The organism is Thauera aromatica, from assembly GCF_023093595.1.
Lineage (GTDB): Bacteria > Pseudomonadota > Gammaproteobacteria > Burkholderiales > Rhodocyclaceae > Thauera > Thauera aromatica_A.
Map to the genome: position 1 here is coordinate 25,072 of NZ_JALLIK010000091.1, position 14,515 is coordinate 39,586.

Genomic DNA, 14,515 nt, shown 5'->3' on the forward strand with positions numbered 1-14,515 from the left:
AGCGGATTTCATCGGACTTGACGGCCTCATATCTCACCCGGGCTCAGCATGTAGACGCAGCCAGTCATGACGTGAAGCTTCGGGCCTGACATATGGAGGTGAGACCGGGAATCCGGTACGGCACCGGTTCCGATTCTTTGCAGCATGGACATCCGCTCTTCCACACCATCACGCCATTGCCTTAGCTGGAAGGAATGGCACGATGGGACAGACCAACCGCCGCGCATCCGCATGGCCTTCGCTGGTCGTGCTGCTGGCCGTGTCGCTCTCGGCCCTGCAGCCCGCCATTGCCGACGACGCTCCTGAGCGTGAGCAGCTCGCTGCGCTCGCCCGCCAACTCGACCTGATCGACCGCATCGCCGAGCACGCCGCCAGTACCGCTCCCCAGGAACGCGCCCGCTACCACTTCGACTACGCCCGGCTGCGCGCAGACCTGAAGCGCGTTCGCGCCGGCCTGCAGGACTACCTCGTGCCCCAGCGCGCCCAGCCGCGCGATCCCGTCCCGTTGGCCGGCGATTACGTCCGCCACGACCGCGCCGACGACGAGGCGCCATCGCCATGACGCCCTCTGCCGATCAGGTCGCCGCCTTCCAGGCCAACGGCGGCTTTGCGCCTTCGGCCGTCGCTGCCGTGGTGCTGGGCTTCGTGTTCGCCGTGTTGCTGCTGTGGGGCGTGTGGGCCATGCGCACCGCCTACGTCGGCTGGGCCGAGCACCGCATCACCGAACGTCAGTTCCTCGCCGTCGTCGTGCGCTTCGTGGCGATGTACCTGGTGCTGACGTTCTTCCTCCTCTCCTGACCGTCACGAAGGGCCATACGCCATGAACACGCCAACGACATCCCATCGCATTCCGTCCCGCATCGTCGCACCGCTGCTGCCGCTGGCGCTCGCGGGCCTGCCGCTGTCGGCCTTCGCGCAGGGCCTGCCGACCATGGAGGACCCTTCGCGCGGCCAGGGCAGCGGCATCCTGCAGACCTTGCAGAACTACGGCTACGACATCGTGCTGCTGATCGCGCTGCTCGTGGTCGCCTCGATGTTCGTCGGTGTCTGCTATCACGCCTACACCCGCTACTCGGAGATCCACACCGGCCGCGCCACCTGGGGACAGTTCGGCCTGACGGTCGCCGTGGGCGCGATCCTCCTGGTGGTCGGCATCTGGCTGCTCACCAAGGCCACCGGCGTGCTGTGAGGGCGGCAAGCGATGGCCGTCCCTTCGGAGACCCCGCAAGACACGCTGGTGACCTTCCTGCCGCACCGGCTGAACCGCCAGCCGGTGGTCGTGCGCGGGCTGACCGCCGACGAGTTGTGGATCTGCACCGGCCTGTCGGCCGCAGCCGGATTCGCGCTCGGCCTGCCGCTGGCCTGGCTCACGCACAGCATCGCCATGGTGCCGACGCTGATCGTCGCCGGTATCGCGCTGGGCGTCTTCGTCGGCGGCGGCTTCCTGCGCGCGCAGAAGCGCGGCCGGCCCGACACCTGGCTGTACCGGCAGCTCCAGTGGCGGCTGGCATTGCGGCACCCGGCGCTGGTGGCACTCCTGGGCGGGCAGCGCCTCATCACCCGCTCGGGCTACTGGACTACCCGGCGCAACGACGATCGAGGTGCGCCATGAGCCGTTTCAAGAACGAGGTTGCGCACCTGCAGGCGCACGTGAAGACGCTGCGTCTGGGGGCCGGCGCGCTGTTCGTAGTGGCGCTGCTGCTCGGCTTCGGCTGGTGGAGTGCGCCGAAGAGTCTCACCATCCATGTGCCGCCGGACCTGCGCTCGGGCAGCACGCGCAAGTGGTGGGACGTGCCGCCCGAGAGCGTGTATGCCTTCTCGTTCTACATCTGGCAGCAGGTACAGCGCTGGCCCACGAACGGCGAAGAAGACTATCCGCGCAACCTGCGCGCGCTGTCGGCCTACCTGACGCCGAGCTGCCGGGCCTTCCTGCAACAGGACTACGAGTACCGGCGCGCCAGTGGCGAGCTGCGTCAGCGCGTGCGTGGCATCTACGAGATTCCCGGCCGCGGCTACGGCGATGATCCGGCCACGCGCGTCAAGGTGGTCTCCGACCGCGATTGGATCGTCACGCTCGACGTGAGCGCGGACGAATACTACGGCTCCGAGCAGGTCAAGCGCGCCCTGGTGCGCTACCCCATCAAGGTCGTCCGGCTGGACATCGACCCGGAGCACAACCCCTTCGGCTTGGCGCTGGACTGCTACGCCGGCGCACCCCAGCGCATCGAACCGCCGCCGACGCCGACCCAGGCCGGCGCGCCCGCCAACGCCTCCGGCCATCTGCAGGGAGACTCCCCATGAAGCCCATTGCCTTGTCGGCCCTGGCCGGCGTCCTGCTGATCCTCGGTGTCGTGCCGGCCAGCCAGGCCGTGGAAATCCTGCGCTGGGAGCGGCTGCCCCTGCCGGTGCCGCTGGTGGTCGGCCAGGAGCGCGTGGTCTTCATCGACCGCAATGTGCGCGTCGGCGTGCCGGCCAGCGTCGGCGACCACCTGCGCGTGCAGAGTGCCGGCGGCGCGATCTACCTGCGGGCGAGCGAGCCGATTCCGCCCACGCGGCTGCAACTGCAGGACGTGGAATCCGGCGCGCTGATCCTGCTCGACATCGCCGCCGAGCCGGCGAAGGACGGTCAGGCGCCGCTGGAGCCGGTGCGCATCGTGGAAGCGGAAGCCCCCGCGAAGCGCTACGGCGGCGGTGCGGCAAGCGGCGCGGACGAGCAGGCCGACGCGCCCGCAGACAAATCCGTTCCCCGGCGCGAAACGCCGGTATCGGTCGTGCTGACGCGCCATGCCGCGCAGAACCTGTACGCGCCGCTGCGCACCGTCGAGCCGGTCGCCGGCATCGGGCGCGTAAACCTGCGCCGCGACCTCGCGCTGGACACCTTGCTGCCGACGCTGCCGGTGCACGCGCGGGCATTGGCCGCGTGGCGCCTGGAAGACCAGTGGGTGACGGCCGTGCGACTCACCAACACCGCCGCGCGTTGGCTCGACCTCGACCCGCGCGCCCTGCAGGGGAACTTCGTGGCGGCGACCTTCCAGCATCCGAACCTGGGGCCGGCCGGCACCCCGTCCGACACCACGGTGCTCTACCTGGTCACGCGCGGCCACGGCCTGGCCGAGTCGCTGCTGCCGGCGCTGAGCCCGATCGATGCCACCGCGAACCTGCCGCCGGCCGCCGCGGCCGGCTCGACCGGAGGAGCGCGCGATGAAAAGTAATCCGCTGCTCAAGTGGCTGCTGATCCCGATGGTGCTGCTGGTGTTCGTCGGCGTCAAACTGTTCTCCGGCGCCCCCGGCGGCCAGCCCGCCCCCAAGGGCGCGGCCAGTACGCTCACGCCCGAGGAGATGAAAGCCCTGGGCATCGCAGGCGACACGCCGCGCGATACCGTCGCCACGCTGGTGGCCCAGGTGAAGCAGTTGCGCACCGAGCTGCAGAGCGCGCTCGGCGACAACAAGCAGCACAAGGCCGAGAACGAGCGCCTGCGTGCCCGGGAAAGCGCGATCGACCAGCGCATGCAGAGCGCGCTGGAAGGCGAGCACAACCGCCTGGAGCAGGAGCGCACCCAGGTGGCCAGCGACAGGCAGCAGACCCAGGGGCTGCTGCAGGATCTGCAGCGGCAACTGGACGGCCTTGCCGGCAAGGGTGGCCCGTCCGACCTGCCCGTCGGGCTGGGGCTGGAAGAGGGTGATGGCAAGCGCTTCAACCGCGGCGTCGGTGGTACGCAGTGGGTCGAGCCCGACGATGCCAAGGTCGACGCCAAGAACGGCAGCAAGGAGCGGAGCTTTCCCCTGAGCTTCGGGCCGGCTCAGAAAAGCCTGTCGGCCACGGTGGAATCCGTCGCCGACGTTGGCCGCCGCGCGGTGGGCGCATCCACGAAGGCCGTGTACACCGTGCCGCCGAACTCGACGCTCATGGGGTCAGTTGCCATGACGGCGCTGATCGGGCGCGTGCCGATCGATGGAACCGTCAACGACCCGTACCCGTTCAAGGTGCTGATCGGCCCCGACAACCTCACGGCCAACGGCATCGACATCCCCGACGTGGCCGGCGCCGTGGTCAGCGGCACGGCCTCGGGCGACTGGACCCTGTCGTGCGTGCGCGGCCAGATTCGCTCGGTCACGTTCGTGTTCCAGGACGGCACCATCCGCACGCTGCCGGAGGACAGCAGCAAGGGTGGCAGCAGCGGCGGCAACTCGGGGCACAACGGCGCCAGCATCCAGGGCGGCCTGGGCTGGATCAGCGACCCCTACGGCATTCCCTGCGTCAGCGGCGAGCGGCGCAGCAACGCCCAGCAGTACCTGGGCAGCCAGGCGCTCATCACCGCGGCCGGCGCCGGCGCGGCCTCGCTCATCAAGTCCGACAACGGCAGCGTGGCCGTGGTCGCCAACAGCAACGGCTCGCTGGGCACCGTCGGCATCAGCGGCGTTGATGCGATGGGCCGCATCCTTGCGGGCGGCGTGCGCGACATGGCCGATTGGGTCAACAAGCTCTACGGCCAGGCCTTCGCGGCGGTCTACGTGCAGCCCGGCGCCAAAGTGGCCGTGCATCTGGAGCAGCCGCTCGACATCGACTACGACGCCAAGGGGCGTCGGGTCCACCACCGCACCGGAGAAGCCCATGCCTCGGATCTGGATTGACGCGGCCGCCGTGCTGCTAGCGGCCACCCTGCTCGGCGGCTGCGCCACCAGCAAGGAGAAGCTGCTGCCGCACGGCGACAGCACCATGCTCGACATCTGGCATCAGGAGACCGGCGGCAGCGCGGGCGGGGGCCAAGCTGCGCGGCAACTGCTCGATGCGCGCCAGGGCCTGCGCCGGCCGCTGGCCGATGCCGATGTGCAGGCGGCGCCCCGCGTGCAGGCGCGCTACACGCGTACGGCGCAGAACGAGATCTACCGCCAGTTCCGGCGCCTGCCGAACCCCGACCTGGTGATGTACGTGTTTCCGCATCTGGCGGGCACCGACCCGGTGCCGGTGCCCGGCTACAGCACGGTGTTTCCGCTCTACCAGCGCGTGCAGTACGCGATGCCGGGCGAGCGCGTGGAGGACTACTGATGGGCTGGTCGCTGCCGTGGTCACGCAAGCCCGGCGCATCGCCTGCTGACGCCGTGGATGCGGCCGATGATGCCTGGGCGCGGCACGTAAGGGCTCTGGCGGCAGCGGGTGTCGCCGAACCGGGCAGGGCGCTCGGCCGGGGGCGGCGCGGGCCGGCCACCCAGGCCGACCACGATGCGCTCTATGGCGTCGCACCGTCGTTCGCGGACCTGCTGCCCTGGGTCGAGTACCTGCCCGACACCAAGTGCATGTTGCTGGAAGATGGCCAGTCGGTCGCGGCCTTCTTCGAGCTGGTGCCGGTCGGTACCGAGGGCCGCGAGATGGCCTGGCTATGGCAGGCGCGCGATGCGCTGGAGAACGCCCTGCAGGACGCCTTCGACGAGTTGGACGACAACCCCTGGGTGGTGCAGCTCTATGCCCAGGACGAGGCCAACTGGGACAACTATCTGTGCTCGCTGACGAACTATCTGCAGCCGCGCGCGCAAGGCAGCGCATTCAGCGACTTCTACCTGCGCTTCTTCGCCCATCACCTGCGGGCCATCGCCAAGCCCGGGGGTTTCTTCGAGGACAGCACGGTGACGCGCCTGCCGTGGCGCGGCCAGGTTCGGCGCGTGCGCATGGTCGTCTACCGCCGCACGTCCGCGACCCCGACCCTACGGCGCGGCCAGTCGGCCGAGCTGGCGCTGACCACGATCTGCGACCGCCTCGCCGGCGGGCTGGGAAATGCGGGCGTGAAAGCGCGGCGTCTCGGCGCGGCGGACATCCACGCCTGGCTGCTGCGCTGGTTCAACCCGAATCCCACCGTACTCGGCGCCACTGCCGAGGACCGGGAGCGCTTCTACGCGCTGACCCGCTATCCGGAGGAGCGGGAGGAGGGGGAGATCGAACTCGCCAGCGGCACCGACTTCGCGCAACGGCTGTTCTTCGGTCAGCCGCGCTCGGACGTGTCCAATGGATTGTGGTTCTTCGACGGCATGCCGCATCGGGTGATCGTGATGGATCGCCTGCGCACGCCGCCGGCAACCGGCCATCTAACCGGTGAGACGCGCAAGGGTGGCGATGCCATGAACGCGCTCTTCGACCAGATGCCCGAGGACACGGTGATGTGCCTGACGCTGGTCGCCACCCCTCAGGACGTGCTCGAGGCGCACCTCAACCACCTCGCCCGGAAGGCCGTCGGCGAGACCTTGGCCTCGGAGCAGGCCCGGCAGGACGTGCAGCAGGCGCGCGGCCTGATCGGCAGCGCGCACAAGCTCTACCGCGGCGCGCTGGCGTTCTACCTGCGCGGCCGCGACCTGGCCCAGCTCGATGCGCGCGGCCTGCAGCTCGTCAACGTGATGCTCAACGCCGGTCTGCAACCGGTACGCGAAGAGGACGAGGTGGCGCCGCTGAACAGCTATCTGCGCTGGCTGCCGTGTGTGTTCGATCCGGCGGCCGACAAGCGCCAGTGGTACACCCAGCTCATGTTCGCGCAACACGCGGCGAACCTGGCGCCGGTCTGGGGCCGCAGCCAGGGCACGGGGCATCCGGGCATCACGTTCTTCAACCGCGGCGGCGGTCCGATCACCTTCGATCCGTTGAACCGCCTCGACCGGCAGATGAACGCGCATCTGTTCCTGTTCGGCCCGACGGGTTCGGGCAAGAGCGCGACGCTCAACAACATCCTGAACCAGGTGACGGCGATCTATCGGCCGCGCCTGTTCATCGTCGAGGCCGGCAACAGCTTCGGCCTGTTCGGCGACTTCGCGGCACGGCTGGGCCTCACCGTGCATCGGGTGAAGCTCGCGCCGGGCGCGGGCGTCAGTCTGGCTCCGTTCGCCGACGCCTGGCGCCTGGTCGATACGCCGAGTCAGGTACAGACGCTGGACGCCGATGCGCTCGACGAGGACCAGGCCGATGCCGGCATGGCCGTGGAAGGCGACGAGCAGCGCGACGTGCTCGGCGAGCTGGAGATCACTGCACGACTGATGATCACCGGCGGCGAGGACAAGGAAGAAGCGCGCATGACGCGCGCCGACCGCAGCCTGATCCGCCAGTGCATTCTCGATGCGGCACAGCATTGCGTGGCGGACAGACGCACGGTGCTCACGCGCGATGTGCGCGACGCGCTGCGCGAGCGCGCCCGCGACGCCACGCTGCCGGAGATGCGGCGCGCACGGCTGCTGGAGATGGCCGACGCCATGGATATGTTCTGCCAAGGCGTGGACGGCGAGATGTTCGACCGGTCCGGCACGCCGTGGCCCGAGGCGGACATCACCATCGTGGACCTGGCCACCTTCGCGCGCGAGGGCTACAACGCCCAACTCTCGATTGCCTACATCTCGCTCATCAACACCGTCAACAACATCGCCGAGCGCGACCAGTTCCTGGGCCGCCCGATCATCAACGTGACGGACGAAGGCCACATCATCACGAAGAACCCACTGCTCGCGCCCTACGTGGTCAAGATCACCAAGATGTGGCGCAAGCTCGGCGCCTGGTTCTGGCTCGCCACGCAGAACCTGGACGACCTGCCGAAAGCGGCCGAGCCCATGCTCAACATGATCGAGTGGTGGATCTGCCTGTCGATGCCGCCCGATGAAGTCGAGAAGATCGCGCGCTTCCGCGAACTCAACGCTTCGCAGAAGGCGCTGATGCTTTCGGCCCGCAAGGAGGCCGGCAAGTTCAGCGAGGGCGTCATCCTGTCCAAGTCGATGGAAGTGCTGTTCCGCGCTGTGCCGCCCAGCCTCTACCTGGCGATGGCGATGACCGAGCCCGAGGAGAAGGCCGAACGCTTCCAGTTGATGCAGCAGCACGGCATCAGCGAGCTGGATGCCGCCTTCCGCGTGGCCGAGAAGATCGACCGTGCGCGGGGCATCGAACCTCTGGCGCTGGACACGTTGGCCTGACGGGAGCGACACGATGCGCATGCCTTCCTTCGCCCGCCGTCATCCCCGGATCGGTCTGCTGATCGTGGCAACGATTGCGGTGGCCTCGTGGATGCTGCTGCGCGCGCCGCATCCGGCAACCGAGTCCATGTCCCTGGTCGCCGCCGGGTCCGAAGCGCCGAAACCGGCCGGCCCGCCCTGGCTGTATGGCCGTGCCGATGCGCGCTTCACGGTGGTCGGGTACGCCGACCTGGAGTGTCCGTACTGCCGGGCCTACTTCCCCGCGCTCAAGCGCTGGATCGACGCCCATCCCGAGGTGAACTGGCAGTGGCACCACCTGCCGCTGTCCATGCACGAGCCGGCCGCGACTGCCGGGGCGCGCTTGGCCGAGTGCGCGGGCGAGACGGGCGGACACGCCGCGTTTTGGCAGGCCGTGGCCTGGCTCTACGCGAACACCCGTGGCGACGGCCAGGGCCTGCCGGAAGGCCTGCGCTATCCCGACCTCACACCAGCCATGCAGGGTTGTCTCGACAGCGAGCGCCCCGATGCCGTCATCCGTGCCCAGGCGGTGGAAGCAGCACAACAGGGCATCGCGGCCACGCCGGCCCTGCAACTGCGCGACCGCGAGTCCGGCAAGACCCTCCTGCTGCACGGTCCCGTCGAAGGCGATGCCTTGCTGTCGGCTATCGACCTGCTCGCCGCCGGCAGCACGACCGTAGCCGAACCCGCCCATTCCCCAGACATGCCCGCCGGCGTTGCCGGTGACATGCCCAGGTAGCCATCGATCTTCAAGGCTGCGGCGCGGCTTGTCCGCGTTGATCGAAACCCGTTCGCATCGCATCCCTTGACGCGAACAGCCACCGCATCCGCGGTGGTGGATGCCCGCTCGTCACCCGTTCCATCCCCATCGTCCCCAGGAGGGTTTGCCCTCCAGGGGCAGGCGCCCTCCGATCTCATCCATTGGAGGTTCGCCATGTCTCTTGTCATCGCCGACTCCCGCCCGGAGTCGCTCACCCTGATCGCCGCCCAGCACGAAGACTGGATCATCCGGCAGGCCATCACCCTGCTGGAGAACCGCGTGTTCAAGGCCGGTCCGGCGCTGGGCAGTCCCGCCGCCGTGCGCGACTACCTGCGCCTGAAACTGGTCGCGGAGCCGAACGAAATCTTCGCCGTCGTGTTTCTGGACAACCAGCACCAGGTGCTCGCCTTCGAGCCGCTGTTCAAGGGCACGGTCGACCAGACTTCGGTGTATCCGAGGGTGGTGGTCCAGCGTGCGCTGGCGCTCAACGCTTCGGCGCTGATCCTGGCGCATCAGCACCCCTCGGGGAACACCGAGCCCTCGGCCGCTGATCGTGCGATCACCGAGCGGCTGAAGAGCGCCCTGGCCACCGTCGATGTCCGGGTGCTGGACCACTTCATCGTCGGCAAGGGCAGCCCATTCTCCTTCGCCGAAGCCGGTCTGCTGTAGCAGCGCCAGTTCACTTCGTAGCCTCGGCATGCGCCGTTCATCCCCATGGGAGCCTTCGGGCTCCCCTTCTTTCGACAGCGCTCCCCCAAAACCGGGACATCCCGGCTTCGGATTCTCTGTCGCTCCGCGGACGCCCTTGAATTCGACTACGACCCGCATCGACACCACGGAGGCGCAATATGCCGGCTCCACCCCTTCGCTTACTTCCATCCCTCGCCTCGTGGCGACCCATGACTGCCGCGGCGATTACGTGGCTGTGCATGGCTTTGTTCTGCCCGCTCGCCGTGGCCGATGTGCTTGTCGTCACCGACAGCCATCATCCCGTGCAGCCGACCGCCGAGGCGCGCGTCATCGAACTCGATTTGCCGGCTCGCCTCGAGGCCGAGCTGGCTGCGGGGCTGCCCTCCGATCCTGTGAGGGCCGCGGCCGTCATACAGCAGCGCCTCCGCGAAGGAGGCGAGGAACTCCAACACCGAATCGGACGCGCCTACCAAGGCGTCGCCGAGTCCTGGGGACTGGGCGTCGTCAAGATTCCCGCGATCGTGGTCGACCGTCGCTATGTGGTCTACGGCGACCCGGAGGTCAGCCGGGCCGTAGCGTCCATCGAAGTCCATCGGAGGGCTCGACCATGAATCAACTGCACTCGGTGCCATCGCGGTTCGGTGTCGATCCGGGGGGCCAATTTGGAGGGGAAGTACCTCATTTTGATGGTGTGGGCCGATCGTCATCCTGGATCCAGCCGAGCCTTTGATGTATATCAATTCGAAAGCGCAATATCCAAGTGTATATTGCGCTTTCGAAAACATGCCCATGAGACCGCCGTGTTGACTCCCACTTCCGTGAAAAAAGGCCTTGTCGTGCTCGCCGCCGTCGTCGCGACCGGCCTGGCGCATGCCGGCGAGGTGACGGTGTCTGCCGCCGCCAGCCTGACGAACGCCTTCAAGGACGTTGCCCAGCGCTATGAGGCGCAGCATCCCGGCTCAAGGGTCCTGCTGAATTTCGGCTCATCCGGTGCGGTGCTGCAGCAAATGGCCAAGGGTGCGCCTGTCGATGTCTTCGCCTCTGCGGACCAAGAGACGATGGACATGGCGGAGGCGCAGGGCTTGGTTGTCCGCGCGGCGCGGCAAGACTTTGCCCGTAATGCCCTCGTACTGGTGGTCCCCGGTGACAGCAGGCAGTCCCTCGGTCGCCTGGATGACCTGATGCAGCCCGCTGTGCAGAGGGTCGCCATTGGCAACCCCGCGAGCGTTCCCATCGGTCGGTATGCCAAGCATGCGCTGGAGGCGGCCAAGCTGTGGTCCGACGTTTCGTCAAAGGCGATCAGCACCCAGAACGTTCGCCAGTCGCTCGACTACGTGGCGCGTGGCGAGGTGGATGCGGGTTTTGTCTATGCAACTGACGCAGCGGTCATGAAAGACAAGGTGCGCGTGGCTTTCGAAGTGCCGCTGGATGTCGCGATCGCGTATCCGATTGCGCGGACGGTGGGGAGTACGAACGCCGAGGAAGCCCAACGATTCGTTGCCTTCGTGCTGTCGCCGACCGGGCAGGCGATCCTTGGCAAGTATGGCTTCCAGAAGCCGTGAGCCGGGTCTCGACAACACATGGAGTCGGCATGGACGGCGCTGGCCCTCTCATTGAAGGTCGCCGGCTGGGCTACGGCGATCGACCTGGTGCTAGGCGTTGCCGTGGGTTACCTGCTGGCGCGCACGCGCTTCCCCGGGCGAGATCTGCTCGACACGCTGCTGACACTGCCAATGGTGATGCCTCCGACCGTGCTGGGCTATTACCTGCTGGTGATGATCGGGCGGCGTGGCTGGCTGGGGGCGTGGTTGCACGAGCAGTTCGCGATCAACTTGATCTTCACTTGGCAGGGCGCGGTGATCGCGGCCTCCATCGTGGCTTTCCCGCTCGTGTTCAAGCCCGCCCGCGCAGCCTTCGAGGCCGTGGACGGGCAACTGGAGCAGGCTGCCCGGGTGCTGGGTATCCCCGAGGTCGCCGTATTCTTCCGCGTCACCTTGCCGCTGGCGTGGCGTGGCATCTTGGCCGGCTTGCTGCTGGCCTTTGCCCGTGCACTGGGCGAGTTCGGTGCGACCTTGATGGTGGCCGGCAGTATTCCCGGCAAGACACAAACGCTGTCGGTGGCGGTATACGAAGCGGTCCAGGCCGGACAGGACGATACCGCCAACCTGCTCGTGCTCATCACTTCGGTGGTGTGCGTGGTGGTGTTGCTGGCGGCGGGGCGGCTTGCTCCCGGCCGCGTTGCCAGCCCCTAGGGAGGCCGCGCGATGCAGCTTGACCTGGACATTCGCAAGACCCTGCGGTCCGGCCAGCGGGTGTTCCATCTCGATGTACGTCTTCAATCCGGTAGCCAGCGTATCGTGATCCTAGGCCCGTCCGGTTCGGGCAAGAGCCTGACGCTCAAGGCCATCGCTGGCTTGCTGCGCCCGGATTCTGGCCATATTCGCCTTGACGGGAAGGTACTGTTCGACGCTGCAAAAGGCATTCATCTGCCGCCCCAGGGGAGAGAAGTGGCCTACGTCTTCCAGGACTATGCCCTGTTTCCGCACCTGACCGTGCGGCAGAACATTGCCTTTGGGCTGACGCGAGGGTGGTTCAACCCGCTGGCGCATGTCCGGCACGAAACGGTCGAGTACTGGCTGGATGCGTTCCAACTCGCCCATCTTGCTCATCAGTTCCCTGCCGAACTGTCGGGTGGGCAGCGCCAGCGCACTGCGCTGGCACGGGCCTTGGTGGCGAGACCGCGCGCCCTCCTGCTGGACGAACCTTTCGCCGCACTCGATCCGACCTTGCGCATTGCGATGCGCGAGGAGTTGGGAGAACTCCAGCAGCGGCTGCAGGTGCCGATGGTGCTCATCACGCATGACCCGGAAGACGCGGTGGTCTTCGGCGATCACGTCCTGAGCCTGCAAGACGGGCGCTTCGCCGTCGAGGCCGAGGAAGGGGCGCTAGAGGTCCTGCATGCGTGAGCCGTTCATTCGGCTTCGCCACCTGAACAGCGGCCTGGGGAAGGTGCCGCCATTTTTTTGCTATTCGCTATATACAAGTCGCTATTGCGAACCAGGGGAGAAATACTGATGTTCAGGCCACCGAGAAATCCATCCTTTCCACGAACGCGGCGGGTTGCACTGGCGACGGCTGTCGCCGTTGCGAGTGGCTCCACGGCGGCATGGGCACAGGAAGGGCGCGGCGCAACGCCGTTCGAACTGGGCGCCATCCAGGTGACGGCTCCGCGTCTCGCTCTCGGCGAGATCGCGCCGGAGCAAGTCTCCTCGGTGGTCACGCGCGAGGACATCCAGACGTTCAACCGCGAAACCGTGGGCGAAGCCGTCAACCTGCTCTCCGGGGTGACGGTGTCGACCAACTCGCGCAACGAGCAGACGGTTTACCTGCGCGGCTACGATCCGCGCCAGGCGCCGTTGTTCATCGACGGCATCCCGGTCTATGTGCCCTATGACGGATATGTCGACTTTGGTCGCTTCGACACCGGCGATCTCGCCGCGATACAGGTTGCCAAGGGGTTCAGCTCCGTGGCCTACGGCCCCAACACGCTGGGCGGCGCCATCAACCTGATCTCGCGCAAGCCGGGCAAGGCCTTCGAGGGTGACGCGAGCATCGGTTTCGGCGAGGATGGTGCCCGCCGGGCGGCGGTCAATCTCGGCAGCAACCAGGGCGTCTGGTACGTGCAGGCCGGCGTTGCCCATCGCGAAGCCGATGGCTTCAGGCTGTCCGACGATTTCAGGCCGACCGCGACGGAGGACGGCGGCCGGCGCGACAACGCCTACTACAAGGACAGCAAGGCCTCGTTGAAACTGGGCCTGACCCCCGGAGGCGGCGACGAATACGCGCTGACCTACATCAAGCAGGACGGCGAGAAGGGCCAGCCGCCGTCGACCGACCCGACCGCCGCGCGTTACTGGCAGTGGCCATACTGGGACAAGGAGAGCCTGTACTTCGTCTCGCGCACCGCGCTGGGTGCGCATGAGACGCTGAAGCTGCGCCTCTTTGCCGACTGGTTCGACAACGAGGTGAACAGCTACACCGACGCGACCTACGCCACGCTCAAGACGAGCGGATCCGGCAGCGTGTCCACCGGCCGCAGCATCTATCACGACAAGACCCATGGCGGCGCTGTGGAACTCGAGTCGCGGCGCTTCGAGGGCCATCTGGTGCGCTTCGTCGCCCAGACGAAGAGCGACCGGCATGAGGAGCGCGACGGTGACGATGCCCTGGGCGCGGATTTCGAGGACACCCTGCGCTCGCTGTCGGTCGAGGACGGCATCTCGATCGGTGACAAGACGTTGCTGTCAATCGGCCTGGCCCATCACGAACTCGAACCGGAAAAGGTGTTCAGCAACGGTGGCTCCTTCACCCTGCCGCGTCGCCAGCGCGCCACCGATGCGCAGATCGGCCTGTTCTACGATCTGACGCCCACGGCGCGCCTGTACGCGACCGTGGCAGAGAAGACCCGCTTGCCCACCCTCAAGGATCGCTACTCCATCCGCCTGGGCCGTTTCATCGAGAACCCGGACCTCGAGGCCGAGCAGGCGCGCAACTACGAGATCGGCTACCAAGGGCAGCCCTGGGCCGGTGCCCAGGCGGACGCCGCGATCTTCTGGAGCGATATCGAGGACAAGATCCAGAGCGTCAACCTGAATGGCGCGGCCAGCTGCAGCGCCGCCAACCAATGCCAGATGCAGAACGTCGGAAAGGCGCGAATCAAGGGCATCGAGCTTGGCCTCAAGACACCGCTCGGCGCGCGCTGGGAGATCGGCGGCAACGCGACCTGGATGGATGTGGAGAACGTCAGCGATCCAGCGACCAGGCTGACGAACATCCCGGAGACGAAGATCATCCTGCATGCGCTGTGGCGAGCTGCGGCGGCGGTGGACATGATCGCCTTCGCCGAGCATGACAGCGGCCGCTGGGCCAGCGATACGGTAAAGCTGGACGGGTTCACCACGCTGAATCTCAAGATGGTCTGGCGGCCGATGAAGGACCTGTCCGCCGAGCTGCGGGTCAACAACGTCACCGACCGGAACTACGAACTCGAGGCGGGCTTTCCTGCGCCGGGGCGCATGTGGTTCGCCAGTCTGGACTACCGGTTCTGAGGAC

At 67.3% G+C, this 14,515-nt stretch carries 16 protein-coding genes; all 16 read left to right on the forward strand.

Going from position 1 to position 14,515, the window contains the following annotated elements; genetic code table 11:
• The first annotated feature begins 202 nt into the window (after positions 1 to 202).
• Positions 203 to 562, forward strand: coding sequence for an RAQPRD family integrative conjugative element protein (locus MXC99_RS05930; RefSeq protein WP_011805413.1), 360 nt, complete (start codon positions 203 to 205; stop codon positions 560 to 562).
• Positions 559 to 798 carry a TIGR03758 family integrating conjugative element protein gene (locus MXC99_RS05935; protein WP_003294214.1) on the forward strand — a complete coding sequence of 80 codons (240 nt, stop codon included), beginning with the start codon at positions 559 to 561 and terminating at the stop codon, positions 796 to 798. Before MXC99_RS05930 ends, MXC99_RS05935 begins: the two co-directional genes overlap by 4 nt.
• Before the next feature lie 22 nt (positions 799 to 820).
• On the forward strand, positions 821 to 1,189 hold the full coding sequence (locus MXC99_RS05940) for a TIGR03745 family integrating conjugative element membrane protein (protein ID WP_011805412.1): 369 nt from the start codon (positions 821 to 823) through the stop codon (positions 1,187 to 1,189).
• 12 nt (positions 1,190 to 1,201) lie between these two features.
• Entirely contained in the window at positions 1,202 to 1,612 is a 411-nt protein-coding gene (locus MXC99_RS05945) for a TIGR03750 family conjugal transfer protein (RefSeq protein WP_025298041.1), read from the forward strand.
• Positions 1,609 to 2,301, forward strand: coding sequence for a PFL_4703 family integrating conjugative element protein (locus MXC99_RS05950; protein ID WP_010792125.1), 693 nt, complete (start codon positions 1,609 to 1,611; stop codon positions 2,299 to 2,301). The genes MXC99_RS05945 and MXC99_RS05950 overlap by 4 nt, the downstream gene beginning before the upstream one ends.
• A complete protein-coding gene (locus MXC99_RS05955) occupies positions 2,298 to 3,212 on the forward strand; it encodes a TIGR03749 family integrating conjugative element protein (RefSeq protein ID WP_247724583.1) in 915 nt (304 codons plus the stop codon). Before MXC99_RS05950 ends, MXC99_RS05955 begins: the two co-directional genes overlap by 4 nt.
• Complete coding sequence (locus MXC99_RS05960; RefSeq protein ID WP_247724584.1) at positions 3,202 to 4,632, forward strand: TIGR03752 family integrating conjugative element protein; 1,431 nt, start codon at positions 3,202 to 3,204, stop codon at positions 4,630 to 4,632. The genes MXC99_RS05955 and MXC99_RS05960 overlap by 11 nt, the downstream gene beginning before the upstream one ends.
• Complete coding sequence (locus MXC99_RS05965; protein ID WP_247724585.1) at positions 4,613 to 5,047, forward strand: TIGR03751 family conjugal transfer lipoprotein; 435 nt, start codon at positions 4,613 to 4,615, stop codon at positions 5,045 to 5,047. The genes MXC99_RS05960 and MXC99_RS05965 overlap by 20 nt, the downstream gene beginning before the upstream one ends.
• Positions 5,047 to 7,935 (forward strand): conjugative transfer ATPase, encoded by a 2,889-nt coding sequence (locus tag MXC99_RS05970; protein WP_247724586.1) that lies wholly within the window; start codon positions 5,047 to 5,049, stop codon positions 7,933 to 7,935. Before MXC99_RS05965 ends, MXC99_RS05970 begins: the two co-directional genes overlap by 1 nt.
• A 13-nt stretch (positions 7,936 to 7,948) precedes the next feature.
• Entirely contained in the window at positions 7,949 to 8,692 is a 744-nt protein-coding gene (locus tag MXC99_RS05975; protein ID WP_247724587.1) for a thioredoxin domain-containing protein, read from the forward strand.
• A gap of 195 nt (positions 8,693 to 8,887) precedes the next feature.
• The gene (gene radC / locus MXC99_RS05980) at positions 8,888 to 9,382 is read left to right on the forward strand and encodes a RadC family protein (RefSeq protein WP_169202986.1); all 495 of its coding nucleotides are present in this window, start codon (positions 8,888 to 8,890) and stop codon (positions 9,380 to 9,382) included.
• A gap of 230 nt (positions 9,383 to 9,612) precedes the next feature.
• Positions 9,613 to 10,014, forward strand: coding sequence for a TIGR03757 family integrating conjugative element protein (locus MXC99_RS05985; RefSeq protein WP_244857204.1), 402 nt, complete (start codon positions 9,613 to 9,615; stop codon positions 10,012 to 10,014).
• A gap of 189 nt (positions 10,015 to 10,203) precedes the next feature.
• The gene (modA, locus tag MXC99_RS05990; protein ID WP_247724588.1) at positions 10,204 to 10,965 is read left to right on the forward strand and encodes a molybdate ABC transporter substrate-binding protein; all 762 of its coding nucleotides are present in this window, start codon (positions 10,204 to 10,206) and stop codon (positions 10,963 to 10,965) included.
• Positions 10,966 to 10,983: 18 nt separating this feature from the next.
• Complete coding sequence (gene modB, locus MXC99_RS05995) at positions 10,984 to 11,655, forward strand: molybdate ABC transporter permease subunit (RefSeq protein ID WP_247724589.1); 672 nt, start codon at positions 10,984 to 10,986, stop codon at positions 11,653 to 11,655.
• Positions 11,656 to 11,667: 12 nt separating this feature from the next.
• On the forward strand, positions 11,668 to 12,369 hold the full coding sequence (locus MXC99_RS06000) for a sulfate/molybdate ABC transporter ATP-binding protein (RefSeq protein ID WP_247724590.1): 702 nt from the start codon (positions 11,668 to 11,670) through the stop codon (positions 12,367 to 12,369).
• A gap of 252 nt (positions 12,370 to 12,621) precedes the next feature.
• The gene (locus tag MXC99_RS06005; RefSeq protein WP_247724591.1) at positions 12,622 to 14,511 is read left to right on the forward strand and encodes a TonB-dependent receptor plug domain-containing protein; all 1,890 of its coding nucleotides are present in this window, start codon (positions 12,622 to 12,624) and stop codon (positions 14,509 to 14,511) included.
• The last annotated feature ends 4 nt before the right edge of the window (positions 14,512 to 14,515 follow it).